We start from the raw sequence: 15,653 nt of genomic DNA, 5'->3' as shown, positions 1-15,653 counted from the left end.
GATCAGCTGGTCATGTCGTAGGCGCGTTCGCCGTGCGATGTGATATCGAGGCCGGAATGTTCGTCCTCTTCGCTGACGCGGATCGGGAAGACGGCCTTGGCGACCAGAACGATCACGGTGGTGGTCACGATCGTCCAGATGCCGACCACGGCCAGACCACCCAGCTGGGCTGTCCAATCGGCATAACCGAAGACCGCCAGCATGATGATGCCGAACATGCCGCCCACACCGTGGACCGCGAAAACGTCCAGCGTGTCGTCGATGTTGAGGATATTCTTGACCACGGAACACAGTTCCTGACACAGGATGCCAGCGATGCCGCCGATGATCAGCGCCTCAACCGGACCGACAGAGCCGGAGGCCGGGGTGATCGACGCCAGACCCGCGATTGTACCGGTGACCAGCCCCACGAGGGAGGTTTTGCCAAAGCGGATACGCTCCCACAAAATCCAGGTGAGGGAAGCTGTTGCAGCCGACAAATGCGTCACCGTCAGCGCCATCGCGGCCGAGCCATTGGCCGCCAGTTCGGACCCGCCATTGAAGCCGAACCAACCGACCCACAGCATCGCGGCCCCGATCATCACCATGCCGGGGTTGTGCGGCGGCTTGCCCTTGTCACGACGCCCGCCGAGGAATGCCGCCACGATCAGGGCCGCGATACCAGCCGTCTGGTGCACGACGATACCACCGGCAAAGTCGTTCACGCCTTCGGCAAACAAAGCCCCTTCACCGCCGGACAGCATGCCGCCGCCCCAGATCCAGTGGGCCACAGGCGCATAACAAATCAGCATCCACAGCGCGGAGAACAGCATCACAAAACCAAAGCGGATGCGTTCCACATAGGCGCCCACGATCAGCGCAGGGGTGATGATGGCAAAGGTCATCTGGAAGGCGAAGAACAGCACTTCGGGGATGTTGCCCGCCATAGTGTCTTCATCAACGCCGCTCAGGAACGCCTTACCAAGGCCGCCCCAATAGGCGTTGCCGTCGCCAAAGGCGATGGAATACCCCGCGACAAGCCACAGAATGCTCATCAGGCAGGCAATGCCGAAACACTGCATAAACACGCTGAGCACGTTGCGCGCGCGCACAAGCCCACCGTAAAACAAAGCCAGACCCGGCAGGGTCATAAACAGCACCAAGGCTGTGGCCACGATAATCCAAGCGGTATCCGCTGCGTTCATTTGACTGTCCCCTTATTTTCAGTTGCCGCGCGTCAAACCGGATTCGCAGGCGCTGAAAAAGAGGCGTGCGGCCTTAGCGGTGCTGATTTTGCAGGCACATTGCATATCGCCTAAAATTAAGGCGACATTTTTGGTCTTTGCTTACGAAAAGGGCAATCCTTGTGCGCAGGCGCGACAGACCAGTGACAGGGCATGTGCTGCGGTCTGCGCACGCACATTGGCACGCCCGATGGCGCCGAAATCAACGGTTTCGACGTGCGATTTGCCATCAATCGTGGACAGGCCAAAACACACACGGCCCTCGGGTTTGAACTCTGATCCACCAGGGCCCGCGATGCCCGTGACGGATACGGCGATCTGCGCCATGGACCGCATCCGCGCGCCTTTCGCCATTTCCTTGGCGACCCGTTCGGAAACCGCCCCATGGGCGTCGATCAGTTTGGGCGGCACGCCCAGCATGTCGGTTTTGGCCGCGTTGGAATAGGTGACAAATCCGCGATCAAAAACGGCCGATGATCCGGGTTCTTCGGTCACCGCCCATGAGATCAGCCCGGCGGTGCAGCTTTCGGCGGTCGCCAGTTTCCAGCCGCGCGCGGTGAGGGCCGCGATCACCTCTTTTGCGGTCGCCTCAGCCATGCCAAAGCGCCCCCAGCGCCGCCACACAGACCGCTGCCAGCAGCCCTGCGATGACATCGTCCAGCATCACGCCGGTGGCATTGTCCTTGCGGTCGGCCCAGCCCACGGGGCCGGGTTTGGTGATGTCGAACAGGCGAAACAACACAAAAGCCGCAATCCAGCCGGGCCAGAGCGCCAGCGCGGAGACACCTGCGTGGGCGGCCCCGATAAACACCGGCATCAGGGCGATCCATTGGCCCACGACCTCATCAATTACGATTTCTGACGGGTCATGGTTGTCGCGGCCTTGGGTCATCCATTTCGTGGCGAGATAGCCTTTGACGTAAGTGGCCGGGATCGCCAGCGCCATCAGCCAGACACCGCCTATCGCGTAGATCAGCCATGCCAAGGGCAGGGCGGCCAGTGACCCCCAGGTGCCGGGCGCGGGTTTCAGATAGCCCACGTAAAAATAGGTGGCTGTGATTTCGGCCCAGCGATCTTTCATGGTGTTGGCTTTCATGATTTCACCAGTGTGACAGTGGCCAGCGCCGCGATGCCTTCGCCGCGACCGGTAAAGCCCAGTCGTTCCGATGTGGTCGCCTTGACGCTGACACGGTCGATATCCAGCGCCATGATGCGCGCCATTTCGGCCCGCATGTCTTGGGCCACCGGGCCGATTTTGGGAAATTCGCAGATCAACGTGCAATCCATATGGGTGATGGAATAGCCCATGTCGCGCGCCAACTGGCATGCGTGTTCAAGGAAAATATGGCTGGCCGCCCCCTTCCATTGCGGATCACTGGGCGGGAAATGCTGGCCGATGTCGCCGCGACACAGCGCGCCGTAGATCGCGTCCGTCACCGTATGCATCCCCACATCCGCATCCGAATGGCCCTGAAGGCCGCGATCAAACGGAACGGTCACACCACACAGCACCACATGATCGCCGGGGCCAAACCGGTGCACGTCAAAGCCGTTGCCTGTTCTGATGTCCATCGTCGTCTCCAATAGGGCTGCGGCGCGGGCAAAGTCGCCCGGTGTCGTGATCTTCAGGTTGCGTTCATCGCCCTCAACGATGGAAACGTCCAGACCCGCGCGGCGGGCGACCTCCACATCGTCGGCGGCACCGGACCCGTGGGTGTCATGGGCGGCGGCGATGGCTGCACGGTGGAACCCCTGCGGGGTCTGCGCGCGGTAAAGGCCGGTGCGGTCCTGCACCCCCGTGACGCGGCCCTTTGCGCCGGTCCACAGGGCATCGGTGACAGCCAACGCAGGGGCGGCGGCAGGGTGGATGCTCAACGCGGCCAAGACGCGGTCAATCACCTCAGGCGGGACGCAACAGCGCGCCGCATCGTGGATCAAGACCAGATCGGCCTGTGTGGCCGCCAATCCGGACCGTACCGAGGCAGACCGTTCCGCGCCGCCTGTGACAACTGTCGCACGATCAAACAGGCCCAGTTCGCGGGCAAGGCCGTCATCATCGGGGGAAATCACGACCACGATGTCATCCACGGCTGCATGTGCCTCGAAAATCGCCAGCGTATGCTCAACAACCGTGCATCCGGCAATTTGCTGCCATTGTTTCGGCAGCGGACCGCCAGCGCGGGTTCCGCGCCCTGCAGCGACAATGATAGCGGCGGTTTTCATGGGCATCCCGTTGATAAACTTCAGCCTTTGTAGGCGGCGCTGTCTTGCTGGGGAAGGGGGTGCACTCTTGCTGCCTCATTTTTAAGCGATATGTGTTTCGCGCCTAATTTTTATGCCGGTTTGCTTGCGGCATGGGGAGCTTGGGGATACCACAATGACATGACGCAAGACATTTTGTTGCACGATCCCAAATCCCCCGTGGCCCTTGCCCCGCTGGCGGGCATCACCGATTTGCCGTTTCGCAAATTGGTTGCGTCCTTTGGGGCCGGTTGGGTCGTGTCGGAAATGGTGGCCAGTCAGGAAATGGTGCAGGCGAAACCCGGCGTGCGCGAAAAGGCGGAACTGGGGTTTGATCAGGCCAACACTGCCGTCCAGCTGGCCGGTCGTGATGCCTACTGGATGGCCGAAGCCGCCCGCACGGTCGAAGGCAACGGGGCGGCGATGATCGACATCAACATGGGCTGCCCTGCCAAGAAGGTGACGAACGGTTATTCTGGTTCCGCGTTGCTGCGCGATCTCGATCACGCGCTGACGTTGATTGAGGCGGTCGTGGGGGCTGTGGCGATCCCCGTGACGTTGAAGACGCGGCTGGGCTGGGATGACACGCTGCACAACGCGCCCGATCTGGCAAGGCGGGCCGAGGGCGCCGGCATCAAACGCATTGTCATCCACGGGCGCACGCGGTGTCAGTTTTACAAGGGCAACGCCGATTGGGCCGCGATACGGGCGGTTAAGGACGCGGTGCGCATTCCGGTCATCGCCAACGGGGATATCGTTGATGTGGCCACGGCCAAGGCGGCATTGTCTGCCTCTGGCGGGGACGGCGTGATGATCGGGCGCGGCGCACAAGGGCGGCCGTGGGTGCTGCGCGATGTGGCGGCGGGTCTGGCAGGGGCGATGCCGGAACCTGCCCCGCGCGGGGATGCCTTTGTCGATATGGTGGCGGCCCACTACGAAGACATGCTGACGTTTTACGGCGCGGAGCTGGGCAGCAAGACCGCGCGCAAACATCTGGGCTGGTACATGGATCAGACGGCCCCCGATCCGGCCCTGCGCAAGGCGGTGCTGACCGAGCGCGACCCCAAACGGGTGCTGGCGATGCTTCCTGATGCCCTGACCGAACGGGTCGCCGCATGAATGCGCTTTGGAATTCCCTTCCGGTGCCGGCGCTGCTTTTGAATGCGGATGACACCATCGCGGACAGCAACCCTGCGGCGGAAAGTTTTCTGAACCTGTCCGCCAAATCGCTGACGGGGGCGCCGGTTTGGGACAAGGTCATGATCGACGCCCCGATCGAGGGCGCCTATGCCCGCGCCAGCGCCAACCGCACCTCCCTTTTTGTCAATGACGTGGATGTGGGCAGCGGAGAACGTCCGCCCCTGCAATGCAACATCCAGTTCGCCCCGCTTCAGGATGACGGCCAGCCTGATGGCGGCACGCAGATGCTGATGATTTTCGAGCCGCGCGAAATGGCGTCGCGGATGACAAAATCCGCGCAATCCGTGCGTGCTGCGCGGTCCGCCATCGGCATGGCCGAAATGCTGGCCCATGAAATCAAGAATCCGCTGGCGGGGATCACAGGGGCGGCGCAACTGCTGTCGATGACCCTGTCCAACGGCGACCGTGAATTGACGGATCTGATCGTCGAGGAATCCCGCCGCATCGTCAAATTGCTCGAACAGGTCGAACAGTTCGGCAACGTACAGCCGCCCAACCGCGCGCCGGTCAACATTCACGATGTGCTGGACCGCGCGCGGCAATCGGCCTCGGTCGGGTTTGGCGCACATATGATGATGATCGAGGACTACGATCCGTCTTTGCCACACACCTTTGCGGATGCCGACCAGCTTTTGCAGGTGTTCCTGAACCTGCTGAAAAACGCGTCCGAGGTCGGCGGGCCGGGCGGGTCAATCCGGTTGCGGACGTTCTACGAACCCTCCTTGCGGGTGCAGCGCAAAGACGGCAGCGGCGCGCGGCTGCCCTTGCAGGTCGAAATCATCGACGACGGCCCGGGCCTGCCGCCCGATATTGCCGCCGACGTGTTCGAACCCTTCATTTCCGGCAAGGAAAACGGCACCGGCCTTGGCCTTGCCTTGGTCAGCAAACTGATCGCGGATGTGGGCGGCTGGATTTCCGTCGACAGCGTGCCCGGCAAAACCGTGTTCCGCGTATCCCTGCCCACCGTGCCCAAAGACACCCCGTTCACCGCAAACACCGGAGACACCTAATGGATGGAACAGTACTGGTCGCAGATGACGACCGCACCATTCGGACAGTTCTGACACAGGCCCTGACGCGGGCAGGCTGCAAGGTTCACGCCACATCATCCCTGGTGACCTTGATGCGCTGGATCGAGGAAGGCAAAGGCGATCTGGTGATTTCCGATGTGGTCATGCCGGATGGCAACGGGCTGGAACAACTGCCCAAAATCGCCGAGGCCCGCCCCGGTCTGCCTGTCATCGTCATCTCTGCCCAGAACACAATCATGACGGCCATCCAGGCGGCCGAGGCGGATGCCTATGACTATCTGCCAAAACCGTTTGATTTGCCGGATTTGATGAAACGCTCCGCCCGTGCGCTTGAGATCAAGCAACGGGCACCGGTCCCGCGCACCGAGGAGGGGGAGGCAGACGATCTGCCACTGGTGGGCCGCACCGCCGCCATGCAGGCGCTGTACCGTCTGGTGGCACGGGTGATGAACACGCCGCTGTCGGTTCTGGTCACCGGCGAAAGCGGCACGGGCAAAAGCCTGATTGCCCGCGCGATCCACGACTTTTCCGACCGCCGGTCGCTGCCCTTTGTGGTGGCCTCGGCTGCGGATCTTGAAGGCATGGACGGGCCGTCATCGCTGTTGTCACGCGCAAAGGGCGGGTCATTGGTGTTTGACGAAGTGGGCGATTTGCCCATGGACACGCAGGCCCGCATCGTACGGATGCTGGATGCGTTGGGCGACACTGCACCGCGCATCATGGCCACATCGCGGTCTGACCTGCTGGAGGCTTTGGAGGACGGCAAAGTTCGCGAAGACCTGTATTACCGGCTGGCAGGGGTCACCATTACGGTGCCGCCGCTGCGCGACCGCGTGGACGACATTCCGCTTCTGGCCGAACATTTTCTGGCCCGCGCCGAACGCGAAGGTGCCCCCGCACGTGCCTTAGGCCAGACCGCCGTCGATCTGGTGCGCGCCTATACCTGGCCCGGCAATGTCCGCCAGTTGGAAAACGTCGTCCGCCGCTTGGTGGTGACCGCGACAAATGAGGAAATCGGCCGCGCCGAGGTGGAACAGGTGCTGGGCTCGCAACCTGCTGTCGAACCCCTGCAAACCGGCAATTCCGACAAGCTGTCCGGTTCGGTCGCACAGCACCTCAAGCGGTATTTCGATCTGCACGGGGGCATGTTGCCGCCACCGGGGCTGTATCAGCGCGTCCTGCGCGAGGTCGAGGCCCCCTTGATCGAAATTGCCCTCGACGCCACCTCCGGCAATCAGGCTAAATGTGCGGAGCTTTTGGGCATCAACCGCAATACCTTGAGAAAAAAGATCACCGATCTGGATATTCACGTGACACGCCGCCGCAAATTGATGTAAAAGGGCAACATAACCGTGGCCCATTGGACGCAAATCCCGATGCAGGACCACATCAACAGGCGGTGGGCCGCGTTGTCATGACGCAAGCCCTTGAAATGCGGGGCTATTCGCGTGCAGCGATCCCTTTTGGGCATCAATATGCTGGCGTTTTCACGTTGGCGCAGACGTCGCAGCGTCCGCAACGCGGCGACAGTTATCCTTGTGGTGCTGGCCCCGGTACTGGTGATCCTGACGATCACTGCGCTGCGCCCTCTCGACCAGACGGGCCGCACCGACACCCTGCGTCTGATCCTTTTGGCCGATATCATCTATGTGCTTGTCATTGCCGCACTGGTGTTCAGCCGCGTCTTCGCCATGGTGGCTGCGCGACGCGCGAAATCGGCCGGATCACGCCTGCACCTGCGCCTGACCGGTGTGTTCGGTCTGCTTGCCTTGATCCCCACGGTGGCGGTCGCCGTCTTTGCGGTGCTGACCATCAATATCGGGCTTGAGGGCTGGTTTTCGGAACGGGTCCGCGATGTGGTCGGCAATTCGCTGGCGGCCGCCGAAGCCTATGAAGAAGAACACCGGCAAGAGGTCGCGCGCGACGGCTTTGGCCTTGCGGGATACCTCAACACCGAACGGCTGCAGACGTTTTTCATGGAACGCGGTGAGGTCCGTCAGGCCCTTGCGCGCGTCCAGCCGCAGATCGAACGCGGCCTGACAGAAGCCTTCGTGCTGGATGGCACCGGTGAAATCTGGGCGCGAGGTGACCGGTCTTATGAATTCTACTTTGAACAGCCGACGGCGTTGCAACTGGCGCAGTCGCGCGAAGACGGAATCGTCATTATCGAGGATTGGGAAAACAACGAATTCCGCGCGCTGATCCCCCTTGAAGCCTTCACCGACAAGTACCTTTACGTGACGCGCGCGGTTGATGGCGACATCCTTGCCCTTCTTGATGAAACCCAGGCGACTGTCGCCCTTTATGACCAGCTTGAGGATGACCGGGGGCGCGTATTGTTCGATTTCGGTCTGTTCTATCTGGGGTTCGCGCTTATCCTGATCATCGCGGCCGTCTGGGTGGGCCTGTGGTTTGCCGAACGGTTGTCGCGGCCCATCGGGCGGCTTGTGGGCGCGTCCCAGAGGGTCGGTGCGGGGGATCTGAACGTGCGGGTCCGCGAGGAAGAGGGCGAAGACGAAATCGCCCAGCTTGGCCGTTATTTCAATCAGATGACCGCCCAACTGCGGGGCCAGCGTGAGGAGTTGCTCAGCAACACCCGTCAGATCGAACGCCGCCGCCGGCTGTTTGATTCCGTGCTCTCTTCCGTTCCTTCAGGGGTTGTGGGGGTAGACGCGGAAGGGCGGGTGACCTTCGTCAACAAATCCGCCAACCGTCTTCTGGACGTCACAGGGGCCGAGAACATGGCCCTTTCAGTGGCAGTGCCGGAGTTTGCGACCCTCTTCGAGGATTTGACAACCGGCCAGAAACCCGTGGCACAAGGCCAGGTAAACCTTGTGCGCGGCGGCCAGCAGGAAAGCCTGCTTGTGCGCATGTCACCGCGCCTGCGCGAAGACGGCACCCTGGAAGGTTATGTGGTCGCGTTCGAGGACGTGACCGATCTGGTATCGGCGCAACGCATGGCCGCATGGGGCGATGTGGCGCGTCGTATTGCCCATGAAATCAAGAACCCGTTGACGCCTATTCAACTGTCAGCGGAACGGATCAAACGCAAATACCGCGCGGTGGAGGATCATGAGACGCTGACGCAACTGACCGACGTGATTGTCCGTCAAACCAATGACTTGCGACGCATTGTTGATGAATTTTCCAAATTTGCCCGCATGCCGGAGCCTGACCGCCATACCCATGACATCACCGCTTTGGTGCGCGATGCCGCCACCTTGCAGATCGCCGGTCAGCCCGATGTGGCGTTCGACGTGGACATCCCCGATGACCCAATCTGGGCCAGTCTGGACAGCACAATGATGACGCAGGCCCTTACCAACCTGATCAAGAACGCAGGCGAAGCCATTGAAACCTTGCAGGAAACCGCCCCCGAGGTCGAGGTTACGCCCCGCATCCGCATCATCATGACCGTGGCCGACAGCCATGCAACAATCACCGTGGCGGACAATGGCATCGGCCTGCCGGAAGACCGCGCCAAGCTGTTCGAACCCTACGTGACAACCCGCGACAAGGGCACCGGTCTTGGCCTGCCCATCGTCAAAAAGATCATCGACGAACACGGCGGCACCCTGACGCTGACAGATGCACCCGCTTTCGACACCACAGGACGCCATGGTGCCATGGCTGTCATCACCCTTCCTATCGACGCCAGCGTAGCTGCGTTGCAACAAGAAACTGCATGAGGTCCCCATGGGCGATATTCTGATTACCGACGACGAACGTGACATTCGCGAACTGATTTCAGACATCCTCAAGGATGAGGGGTTCACGACCCGTCTGGCCGGCACGTCCGACGAATGCATGGCCCAGATCGAGGCGGAAACACCGGCGCTGATGATCCTTGATATCTGGCTCAAGGACAGCCGGATGGATGGCATCGACATCCTCAAGCATGTCAAAAAGGATCACCCCGAGGTGCCGGTGGTGATTATCTCCGGGCACGGGAACATCGAAATCGCCGTGGCTGCGATCAAGCAGGGGGCGTATGACTTTATCGAAAAACCTTTTAATATCGACCAGTTGATGGTCGTTATTCGCCGCGCAATGGAAACCAGCCGTTTGCGTCGCGAAAACATCGCATTGAAACGTTCGGATGCGGCGCCAACGCAGATGCTGGGCGAAAGCGCGTCGTTCAAGACACTTGTCAGCCAGCTTGAGAAAGTCACAAAATCCAATGGCCGCGTTATGCTGACCGGTGAGGGCGGTTCGGGCAAGGAAACCGCCGCGCGCTACATCCATGCCCATTCCGACCGTGCCGATCTGCCGTTTGTGTCTGTCAACTGCGCGTCGATCGAACCGGACGGCATGGAAGAAGTCCTGTTTGGCCGCGAAACGGAAGGGCGCGGTGTGGAACGGGGCCTTCTGGAAGAGGCGGACGGTGGCGTCATCTATTTTGACGGGGTGTCGGACATGCCCCTTGGCACGCAGTCAAAACTGCTGCGCGTGCTGGTCGATCAGAAATTCCAGCGCGTGGGCGGGGTCGATAAGGTGCAGGTTGATGTGCGGGTTATTTCCAGCACAAACAACGACTTGCAGGCCGCTATTCATGCCGGAACCTTTCGTCAGGAACTGTACCACCGTCTGAATGTGGTGCCGATCCATGTGCCCAGTCTTGAAGAACGGCGCGAGGATATCCCCCTTCTGGCTGAACACTTCGTGACGGAACTTGAACAAAGTCAGGGCCTTATGGGGCGACCTTTAAGTGAAGAGGCGGGCGCGCTGTTACAGACCATGCGCTGGCCGGGCAATGCACGCCAGCTGCGCAATGTCATGGAACGGGTTCTGATCCTCGGCGACGGGACCGGCCCGATCATGGCGCGCGAATTGCCCGACCAGACGGAAGGGCCCAGCGACGAAGGCCGTGTGCTGCTATCGGGCAGCCTTGCGACCTTGCCCCTGCGCGAGGCACGCGAACTGTTCGAACGCGAATACCTTCTGACCCAGATCAACCGGTTTGGCGGCAACATCAGCCGCACCGCCAGTTTTGTGGGCATGGAACGGTCTGCCCTGCACCGAAAGCTCAAGACCTTGGGGGTGGTTACATCCAACAAGGCGGGCGCGCGCGTGGCCCATGTGGAGGAAGGCTCCGACGCGTAACGGATTGACCGAACGCGGGGGTTCTGTCACCACGATCAAACCGAAACGACGATAGGCGCGTTCATGAAAGTCATCATTTGCGGAGCAGGACAGGTCGGCTGGCAGATTGCCCGCCATCTGGCATCGGAACGCAACGATGTAACGGTGGTCGACAACAACCCCGAACTGGTGCGCCGCGCCACCGACACGCTTGATGTGCAGGGGATCGCAGGGTTCGCCAGCTATCCCGACATCCTCGAACGGGCAGGGGCTGCGGATGCGGATATGATCATCGCCGCAACCCATTCCGATGAGGTCAACATGGTCACCTGTCAGGTGGCCCATTCGGTCTTTGCCGTACAACGCAAAATCGCGCGTCTGCGGGGGCAAAGTTACCTCAACGCCATTTATTCCGATTTGTACCGGCGCGATCACCTGCCCATTGACGTGGTGATTTCGCCCGAAGTCGAAGTGGCCGAAGCGGCGTTGCAACGTCTGGCCGCACCGGCCGCGTTCGACACGGAAAGTTTTCTGGAAGGCAACGCGCAGCTGCTGGGTATTTCGATTGACGAAGACTGTCCGGTGATCAACACGCCGTTGCGCCAGCTGAGCGATCTGTTTTCGACATTGAAAGCCGTGGTTGTGGGCATCCGGCGCAAGGGATCCTTGTTTGTGCCATCCCCAGGCGACCAGATTTTCCCCGAAGACGATTGCTATGTCATGACGGAAAACACCGACATGGCCCGCACGCTTGAAATTTTCGGCAAGACCCAAGGCAAGCTTGAACGCGTGGTGGTTATCGGCGGCGGGAACGTGGGCCTTGCGGTGGCCCGCGCCCTTGAAACCCGCACCGACCGCGTTCGCGTTCGGGTGATTGAACGCAACCGCGAGATTGCCGAGGCCACCGCCGACCAGTTGGAACGCACCATTGTCCTTAATGGCGACGGTCTGGATGCGACGTTGCTGGAGGAGGCGAATATCGCCAACGCCGATGCCGTTCTGGCCGTGACCGACGATGACAAAACCAACCTGCTGGCCGCAGTGCGCGCCAAGGGCATGGGCTGCCCCATGGCGATCTGTCTGGCCAATGATCCCACGTTGGTGTCGCTGATGGCGCCGCTGGATATCGACGCATATATCAACCCGCGCGCCACCACCGTCAGTTCCATCCTGCAACACATCCGACACGGGCGTGTCCGGTCTGTCTATTCTATCGGTGATGCCGAAGCAGAGGTGATCGAGGCGCAGGTCCTGACAACCAGCCCCATCGCCGGCAAACGTCTGCGCGACATAGATTTTCCCGAAGGCGTGCTGGTGGGCGGTGTCCTCAAGGCCGGCAAGATGCACAAACCAAAGGGCGATTTGCGGATCGAGGAAGGCGATATCGTCGCCATTTTCGCCATGACCCCACAGGTGGCCGAGGTCGAGGCACTGTTGCAAGTGTCCATCGACTTCTTCTGATCCGATGATCGAAAGCCTGTCGAAACGTCCGTTTTTCGTCGTGCTGATGGGCATAGGCAGTCTGGCGATGGTGGTCCCGTCGCTTCACGCCCTGATGCTTGAGGATTACGCCGTCAGCCGCACGTTCTTTTACGCGGCATTGCTGTCCTTTGTGCTGACATTGTTCATCGGTTTTGCCACGGCCAATTACCAGACCTCCGCCGCGCGCGGCTATCTGGTGTCGCTGCTCGCGGCCTTTCTGGTGCTGCCCCTTATGCTGGCCGTGCCCATGTTCGAAGCCGTCCCCCGCATGTCCTTCATCGAGGCGTGGTTCGAAGCCGTCAGTTCCATCACGACCACCGGCGCCACCCTGTATGACAGCCCCCGCAGCCTGCCGTCTTCGGTGCATCTGTGGCGCGCGCTGATGGGGTGGCTGGGCGGTCTGCTTATGTGGGTCAGTGCCATTTCGATCTTTGCCCCCCTCAATATCGGCGGCTTCGAGGTGCGTGCCCTGCGCGGCGGGTCCGCCAGCGAACAAAGCCTGACGCAAATCGGGCAGGTGACGGACCCGTCGTCGCGCCTGATCCGGTTCGGGGCAAAGCTGATCCCGCTTTATACCGCGCTGACCGCGCTTTTGTGGCTGATCCTTGTGGCCTTGGGCGAAGTGCCCTTCGTGGCCTTTTGTCATGCGATGTCGGTCATGGCGACCTCCGGCATATCGCCGGTCGGTGGATTGCTCTTTTCGCCCGCAGGGTTCCTTGGTGAACTGGTCATCGCAGGCTTTTTCGTGTTCGCCCTGTCGCGGGTCGCGTTTTCGCGGGGGCTGGCTGGACAGGAACTGAACCCGCTGCACAAGGACAGCGAATTCCAGATGGGGCTGGCATTGATCGCGATTTTGTCGGTCGTCTTGTTCTTGCGCCACGGGCTGGTTGCCTTTGACGAAGGTGCCGCCAACGATCTGGTCACCGGTGCGCGTGCCATGTGGGGGGCCTTGTTCACGATCGCAAGTTTCCTGACGACCACGGGATTCGAATCCGCCGACTGGACCGCCACGCGCATGTGGTCCGGCCTCGAAACACCGGGGTTGATGCTTGTCGGGCTGTCCCTGATCGGGGGCGGGGTGGCGACAACGGCGGGCGGGATAAAACTGTTGCGGGTCTATGCGCTGTGGAAACACAGCCAGCGCGAGGTGGAACGTCTGGTCCATCCGTCCTCGGTCGGGGGGGCGGGGGCGGCTGCGCGCCAGATCCGCAGGCAGGGCGCACAGATCGCGTGGATCTTCTTCATGCTGTTTGTGATTTCCATTGCTGCGGTGATGGTGATGCTCGCCTTCACCGGCGTGCAGTTCGAAACGGCACTGGTGCTGGCGGTGGCGGCGTTGTCCACCACCGGCCCGCTGGCCGCCATCGCCGCCGAAACCCCGATATCTTACGCCGGCATCCCCGACAGCGCCAAAACGATCCTCGCCTTTACCATGGCGTTGGGCCGTCTGGAAACGCTTGCCATCATTGCCTTGCTGAACCCTGAATTCTGGCGCCGCTGACCGGTCCGTGGACCGCCGGTGACAAGGTGTTGTTTTGGGGGTGGAAATCCAAAACGTCACACGACATAGTGGTGCCGGATGGGAAACATTGGCAGAACTGCTGCCACAAAAACAATAAAGGACGGGGATCATGGCCTCAGACAAGCAAAACCTTCAGGATGCATTTCTCAATAACGTCCGCAAAGCCAAGGTTCCGGTGACGATCTTCCTGATCAACGGCGTCAAACTGCAGGGCGTGATCACTTGGTTCGACAGCTTTTGCGTGCTGCTGCGCCGCGACGGGCAAAGCCAGCTGGTCTATAAATCCGCCATCAGCACGATCATGCCCGCCCAACCCATCAGCCTTTACGACGGCGAAGAATAAGCATGGACGCCGTTCATGGGGGATGACGCCTCCGCGACGCGGGCCTTTGTCCTGCACCCGGAAATCAAATCTGACCAGTTCCGCCGCGATGCTGTTTCGGCATTGGAAGAAGGCGTGGCACTGGCCCATGCCCTGCCTGAGCTTGAGGTCGTAGGCGCACAGGTCGTGGGTCTGCCCAAAGTCCATCCCGGAATGCTGTTCGGCTCCGGTAAAATCGCAGAAATCAAAGGCTGGCTGGAAGAGGCCGATGCGGGCCTCGTTCTGATCGACGGCCCCGTCAGCCCCGTGCAACAACGCAATCTGGAAAAGGAATGGAAGGTCAAACTTCTGGACCGCACCGGATTGATTTTGGAAATTTTTAGCGACCGTGCCCGCACCCGCGAAGGTGTGCTGCAGGTTGAGATGGCGGCGCTGAGCTACCAGCGCACCCGTCTGGTGCGCGCCTGGACCCACCTGGAACGCCAGCGTGGCGGGCTTGGCTTTGTGGGCGGCCCTGGTGAAACCCAGATCGAGGCTGACCGCCGCGCCATCGACGCGCAACTCAACCGTCTGCGCAAACAACTGGAAAAAGTCGTCAAAACCCGCGAACTCCACCGCAAGGCCCGCGCCAAGGTGCCGTTCCCGATCGTGGCGCTGGTGGGCTACACCAACGCGGGCAAATCGACGTTGTTCAACCGCCTTACGGGGGCGGAGGTTTTCGCCGAAGACATGCTTTTCGCCACGCTCGACCCCACCATGCGCAAGGTCGAACTGCCCAGTGACACCGGCAAGGGAGACGATGTGATCCTCAGTGACACTGTGGGCTTCATTTCCGATCTGCCGACGCAACTGGTTGCCGCCTTCCGCGCGACGCTGGAAGAGGTGCTTGAGGCGGACGTGATCCTGCATGTCCGCGACATCAGCCACCCGCAAACAGACGTGCAGAAAAAGGCCGTCCTCGACACGCTGCGCGCACTGGATGTGAACCCCGACGTGCCGATGATTGAGGTTCTCAACAAAATCGACCTGCTGGACGCCGATGACGCCGCCTACATGGAGGCGATTCACCTGCGCGAGGACAACACCTTTGCCATCTCGGCGGTGACAGGGGCGGGTATCGAAACGCTGCTCACCCACGTCTCCGAAGACCTCAAGGGCAAAACCCGCACCGCGACGCTCACCCTTGACTGGGCGCAGGGGGCTGCCCACAGCTGGCTGCAACGCGAAGGCGTGATCGAGGAGGAGGCGCAGGGCGACACCGGCTGGACGCTTGAGGTCCGCTGGACGGCCCACCAACAGGCCAAATTCGAAAAATCCTTCCCTGACGCGCTGTAGGCGGCCCGAGTAACGTACCATTTGGGGCCTTCCCAAGACGGCCTTGGGCTCCGCCCGTTCTCGCCTGAAAACCTCCCCCAGAGGTTTTCCGGGACGCTTCGAACTCTCTGGTTCTCAAATACCTCGGGGGGGCCGAAGGCCGGGGGCAGCGCCCCCTCCGACCTCTCAATCAAGCACACCATACATTCCGGCGCCGGATCGGATTGGCGAAGCCA

13 protein-coding genes are annotated in these 15,653 nt (G+C 61.2%); 9 read left to right on the top strand and 4 right to left on the bottom strand.

Features of this window, described 5'->3' with window-relative positions; genetic code table 11:
- Positions 1-2: 2 nt before the first annotated feature.
- The 4 genes from QZ653_RS07840 to QZ653_RS07825 form a co-directional block, all read right to left on the bottom strand.
- Positions 3-1,184 (bottom strand): ammonium transporter, encoded by a 1,182-nt coding sequence (locus tag QZ653_RS07840; protein ID WP_296419215.1) that lies wholly within the window; start codon positions 1,182-1,184, stop codon positions 3-5.
- Between the two features lie 141 nt (positions 1,185-1,325).
- Positions 1,326-1,820, bottom strand: coding sequence for a CinA family protein (locus QZ653_RS07835; protein WP_296419213.1), 495 nt, complete (start codon positions 1,818-1,820; stop codon positions 1,326-1,328).
- Positions 1,813-2,319, bottom strand: a complete 507-nt coding sequence (locus tag QZ653_RS07830) for a phosphatidylglycerophosphatase A (RefSeq protein WP_296419212.1) — start codon at positions 2,317-2,319, stop codon at positions 1,813-1,815. Before QZ653_RS07830 ends, QZ653_RS07835 begins: the two co-directional genes overlap by 8 nt.
- The gene (locus tag QZ653_RS07825) at positions 2,316-3,446 is read right to left on the bottom strand and encodes a bifunctional 2-C-methyl-D-erythritol 4-phosphate cytidylyltransferase/2-C-methyl-D-erythritol 2,4-cyclodiphosphate synthase (protein WP_296419210.1); all 1,131 of its coding nucleotides are present in this window, start codon (positions 3,444-3,446) and stop codon (positions 2,316-2,318) included. Before QZ653_RS07825 ends, QZ653_RS07830 begins: the two co-directional genes overlap by 4 nt.
- Positions 3,447-3,605: 159 nt before the next feature.
- Here QZ653_RS07825 and dusB point away from each other — a divergent pair, with 159 nt between their 5' ends.
- The 9 genes from dusB to hflX all read left to right on the top strand — a co-directional run bounded on the left by dusB (position 3,606) and on the right by hflX (position 15,438).
- Positions 3,606-4,583 carry a tRNA dihydrouridine synthase DusB gene (gene dusB, locus QZ653_RS07820; protein ID WP_296419208.1) on the top strand — a complete coding sequence of 326 codons (978 nt, stop codon included), beginning with the start codon at positions 3,606-3,608 and terminating at the stop codon, positions 4,581-4,583.
- Positions 4,580-5,674: a two-component system sensor histidine kinase NtrB gene (locus QZ653_RS07815; protein ID WP_296419206.1), complete on the top strand. Its 1,095-nt coding sequence runs from the start codon at positions 4,580-4,582 to the stop codon at positions 5,672-5,674. Before dusB ends, QZ653_RS07815 begins: the two co-directional genes overlap by 4 nt.
- Entirely contained in the window at positions 5,674-7,032 is a 1,359-nt protein-coding gene (locus QZ653_RS07810) for a response regulator (RefSeq protein WP_296419205.1), read from the top strand. The genes QZ653_RS07815 and QZ653_RS07810 overlap by 1 nt, the downstream gene beginning before the upstream one ends.
- A 138-nt stretch (positions 7,033-7,170) precedes the next feature.
- Positions 7,171-9,384 carry a sensor histidine kinase NtrY-like gene (locus QZ653_RS07805; protein WP_296419256.1) on the top strand — a complete coding sequence of 738 codons (2,214 nt, stop codon included), beginning with the start codon at positions 7,171-7,173 and terminating at the stop codon, positions 9,382-9,384.
- A 7-nt stretch (positions 9,385-9,391) separates the two neighbouring features.
- Complete coding sequence (locus tag QZ653_RS07800; RefSeq protein WP_296419203.1) at positions 9,392-10,798, top strand: sigma-54-dependent transcriptional regulator; 1,407 nt, start codon at positions 9,392-9,394, stop codon at positions 10,796-10,798.
- Positions 10,799-10,861: 63 nt separating this feature from the next.
- The gene (gene trkA, locus QZ653_RS07795) at positions 10,862-12,238 is read left to right on the top strand and encodes a Trk system potassium transporter TrkA (RefSeq protein ID WP_296419202.1); all 1,377 of its coding nucleotides are present in this window, start codon (positions 10,862-10,864) and stop codon (positions 12,236-12,238) included.
- A gap of 4 nt (positions 12,239-12,242) precedes the next feature.
- Positions 12,243-13,760 (top strand): TrkH family potassium uptake protein, encoded by a 1,518-nt coding sequence (locus QZ653_RS07790; RefSeq protein ID WP_296419200.1) that lies wholly within the window; start codon positions 12,243-12,245, stop codon positions 13,758-13,760.
- A 130-nt stretch (positions 13,761-13,890) separates the two neighbouring features.
- Positions 13,891-14,124, top strand: coding sequence for an RNA chaperone Hfq (gene hfq / locus QZ653_RS07785; protein WP_085862848.1), 234 nt, complete (start codon positions 13,891-13,893; stop codon positions 14,122-14,124).
- 15 nt (positions 14,125-14,139) lie between these two features.
- The gene (gene hflX, locus QZ653_RS07780; protein ID WP_296419196.1) at positions 14,140-15,438 is read left to right on the top strand and encodes a GTPase HflX; all 1,299 of its coding nucleotides are present in this window, start codon (positions 14,140-14,142) and stop codon (positions 15,436-15,438) included.
- Positions 15,439-15,653 lie beyond the last annotated feature (215 nt).

Origin of the sequence: Pseudooctadecabacter sp. (assembly GCF_020627745.1) — a bacterium.
Classification (GTDB): domain Bacteria; phylum Pseudomonadota; class Alphaproteobacteria; order Rhodobacterales; family Rhodobacteraceae; genus Octadecabacter.
The sequence above is the reverse complement of the archived record's forward strand: the minus strand, read 5'-3'. Positions and strand labels throughout refer to the sequence as shown.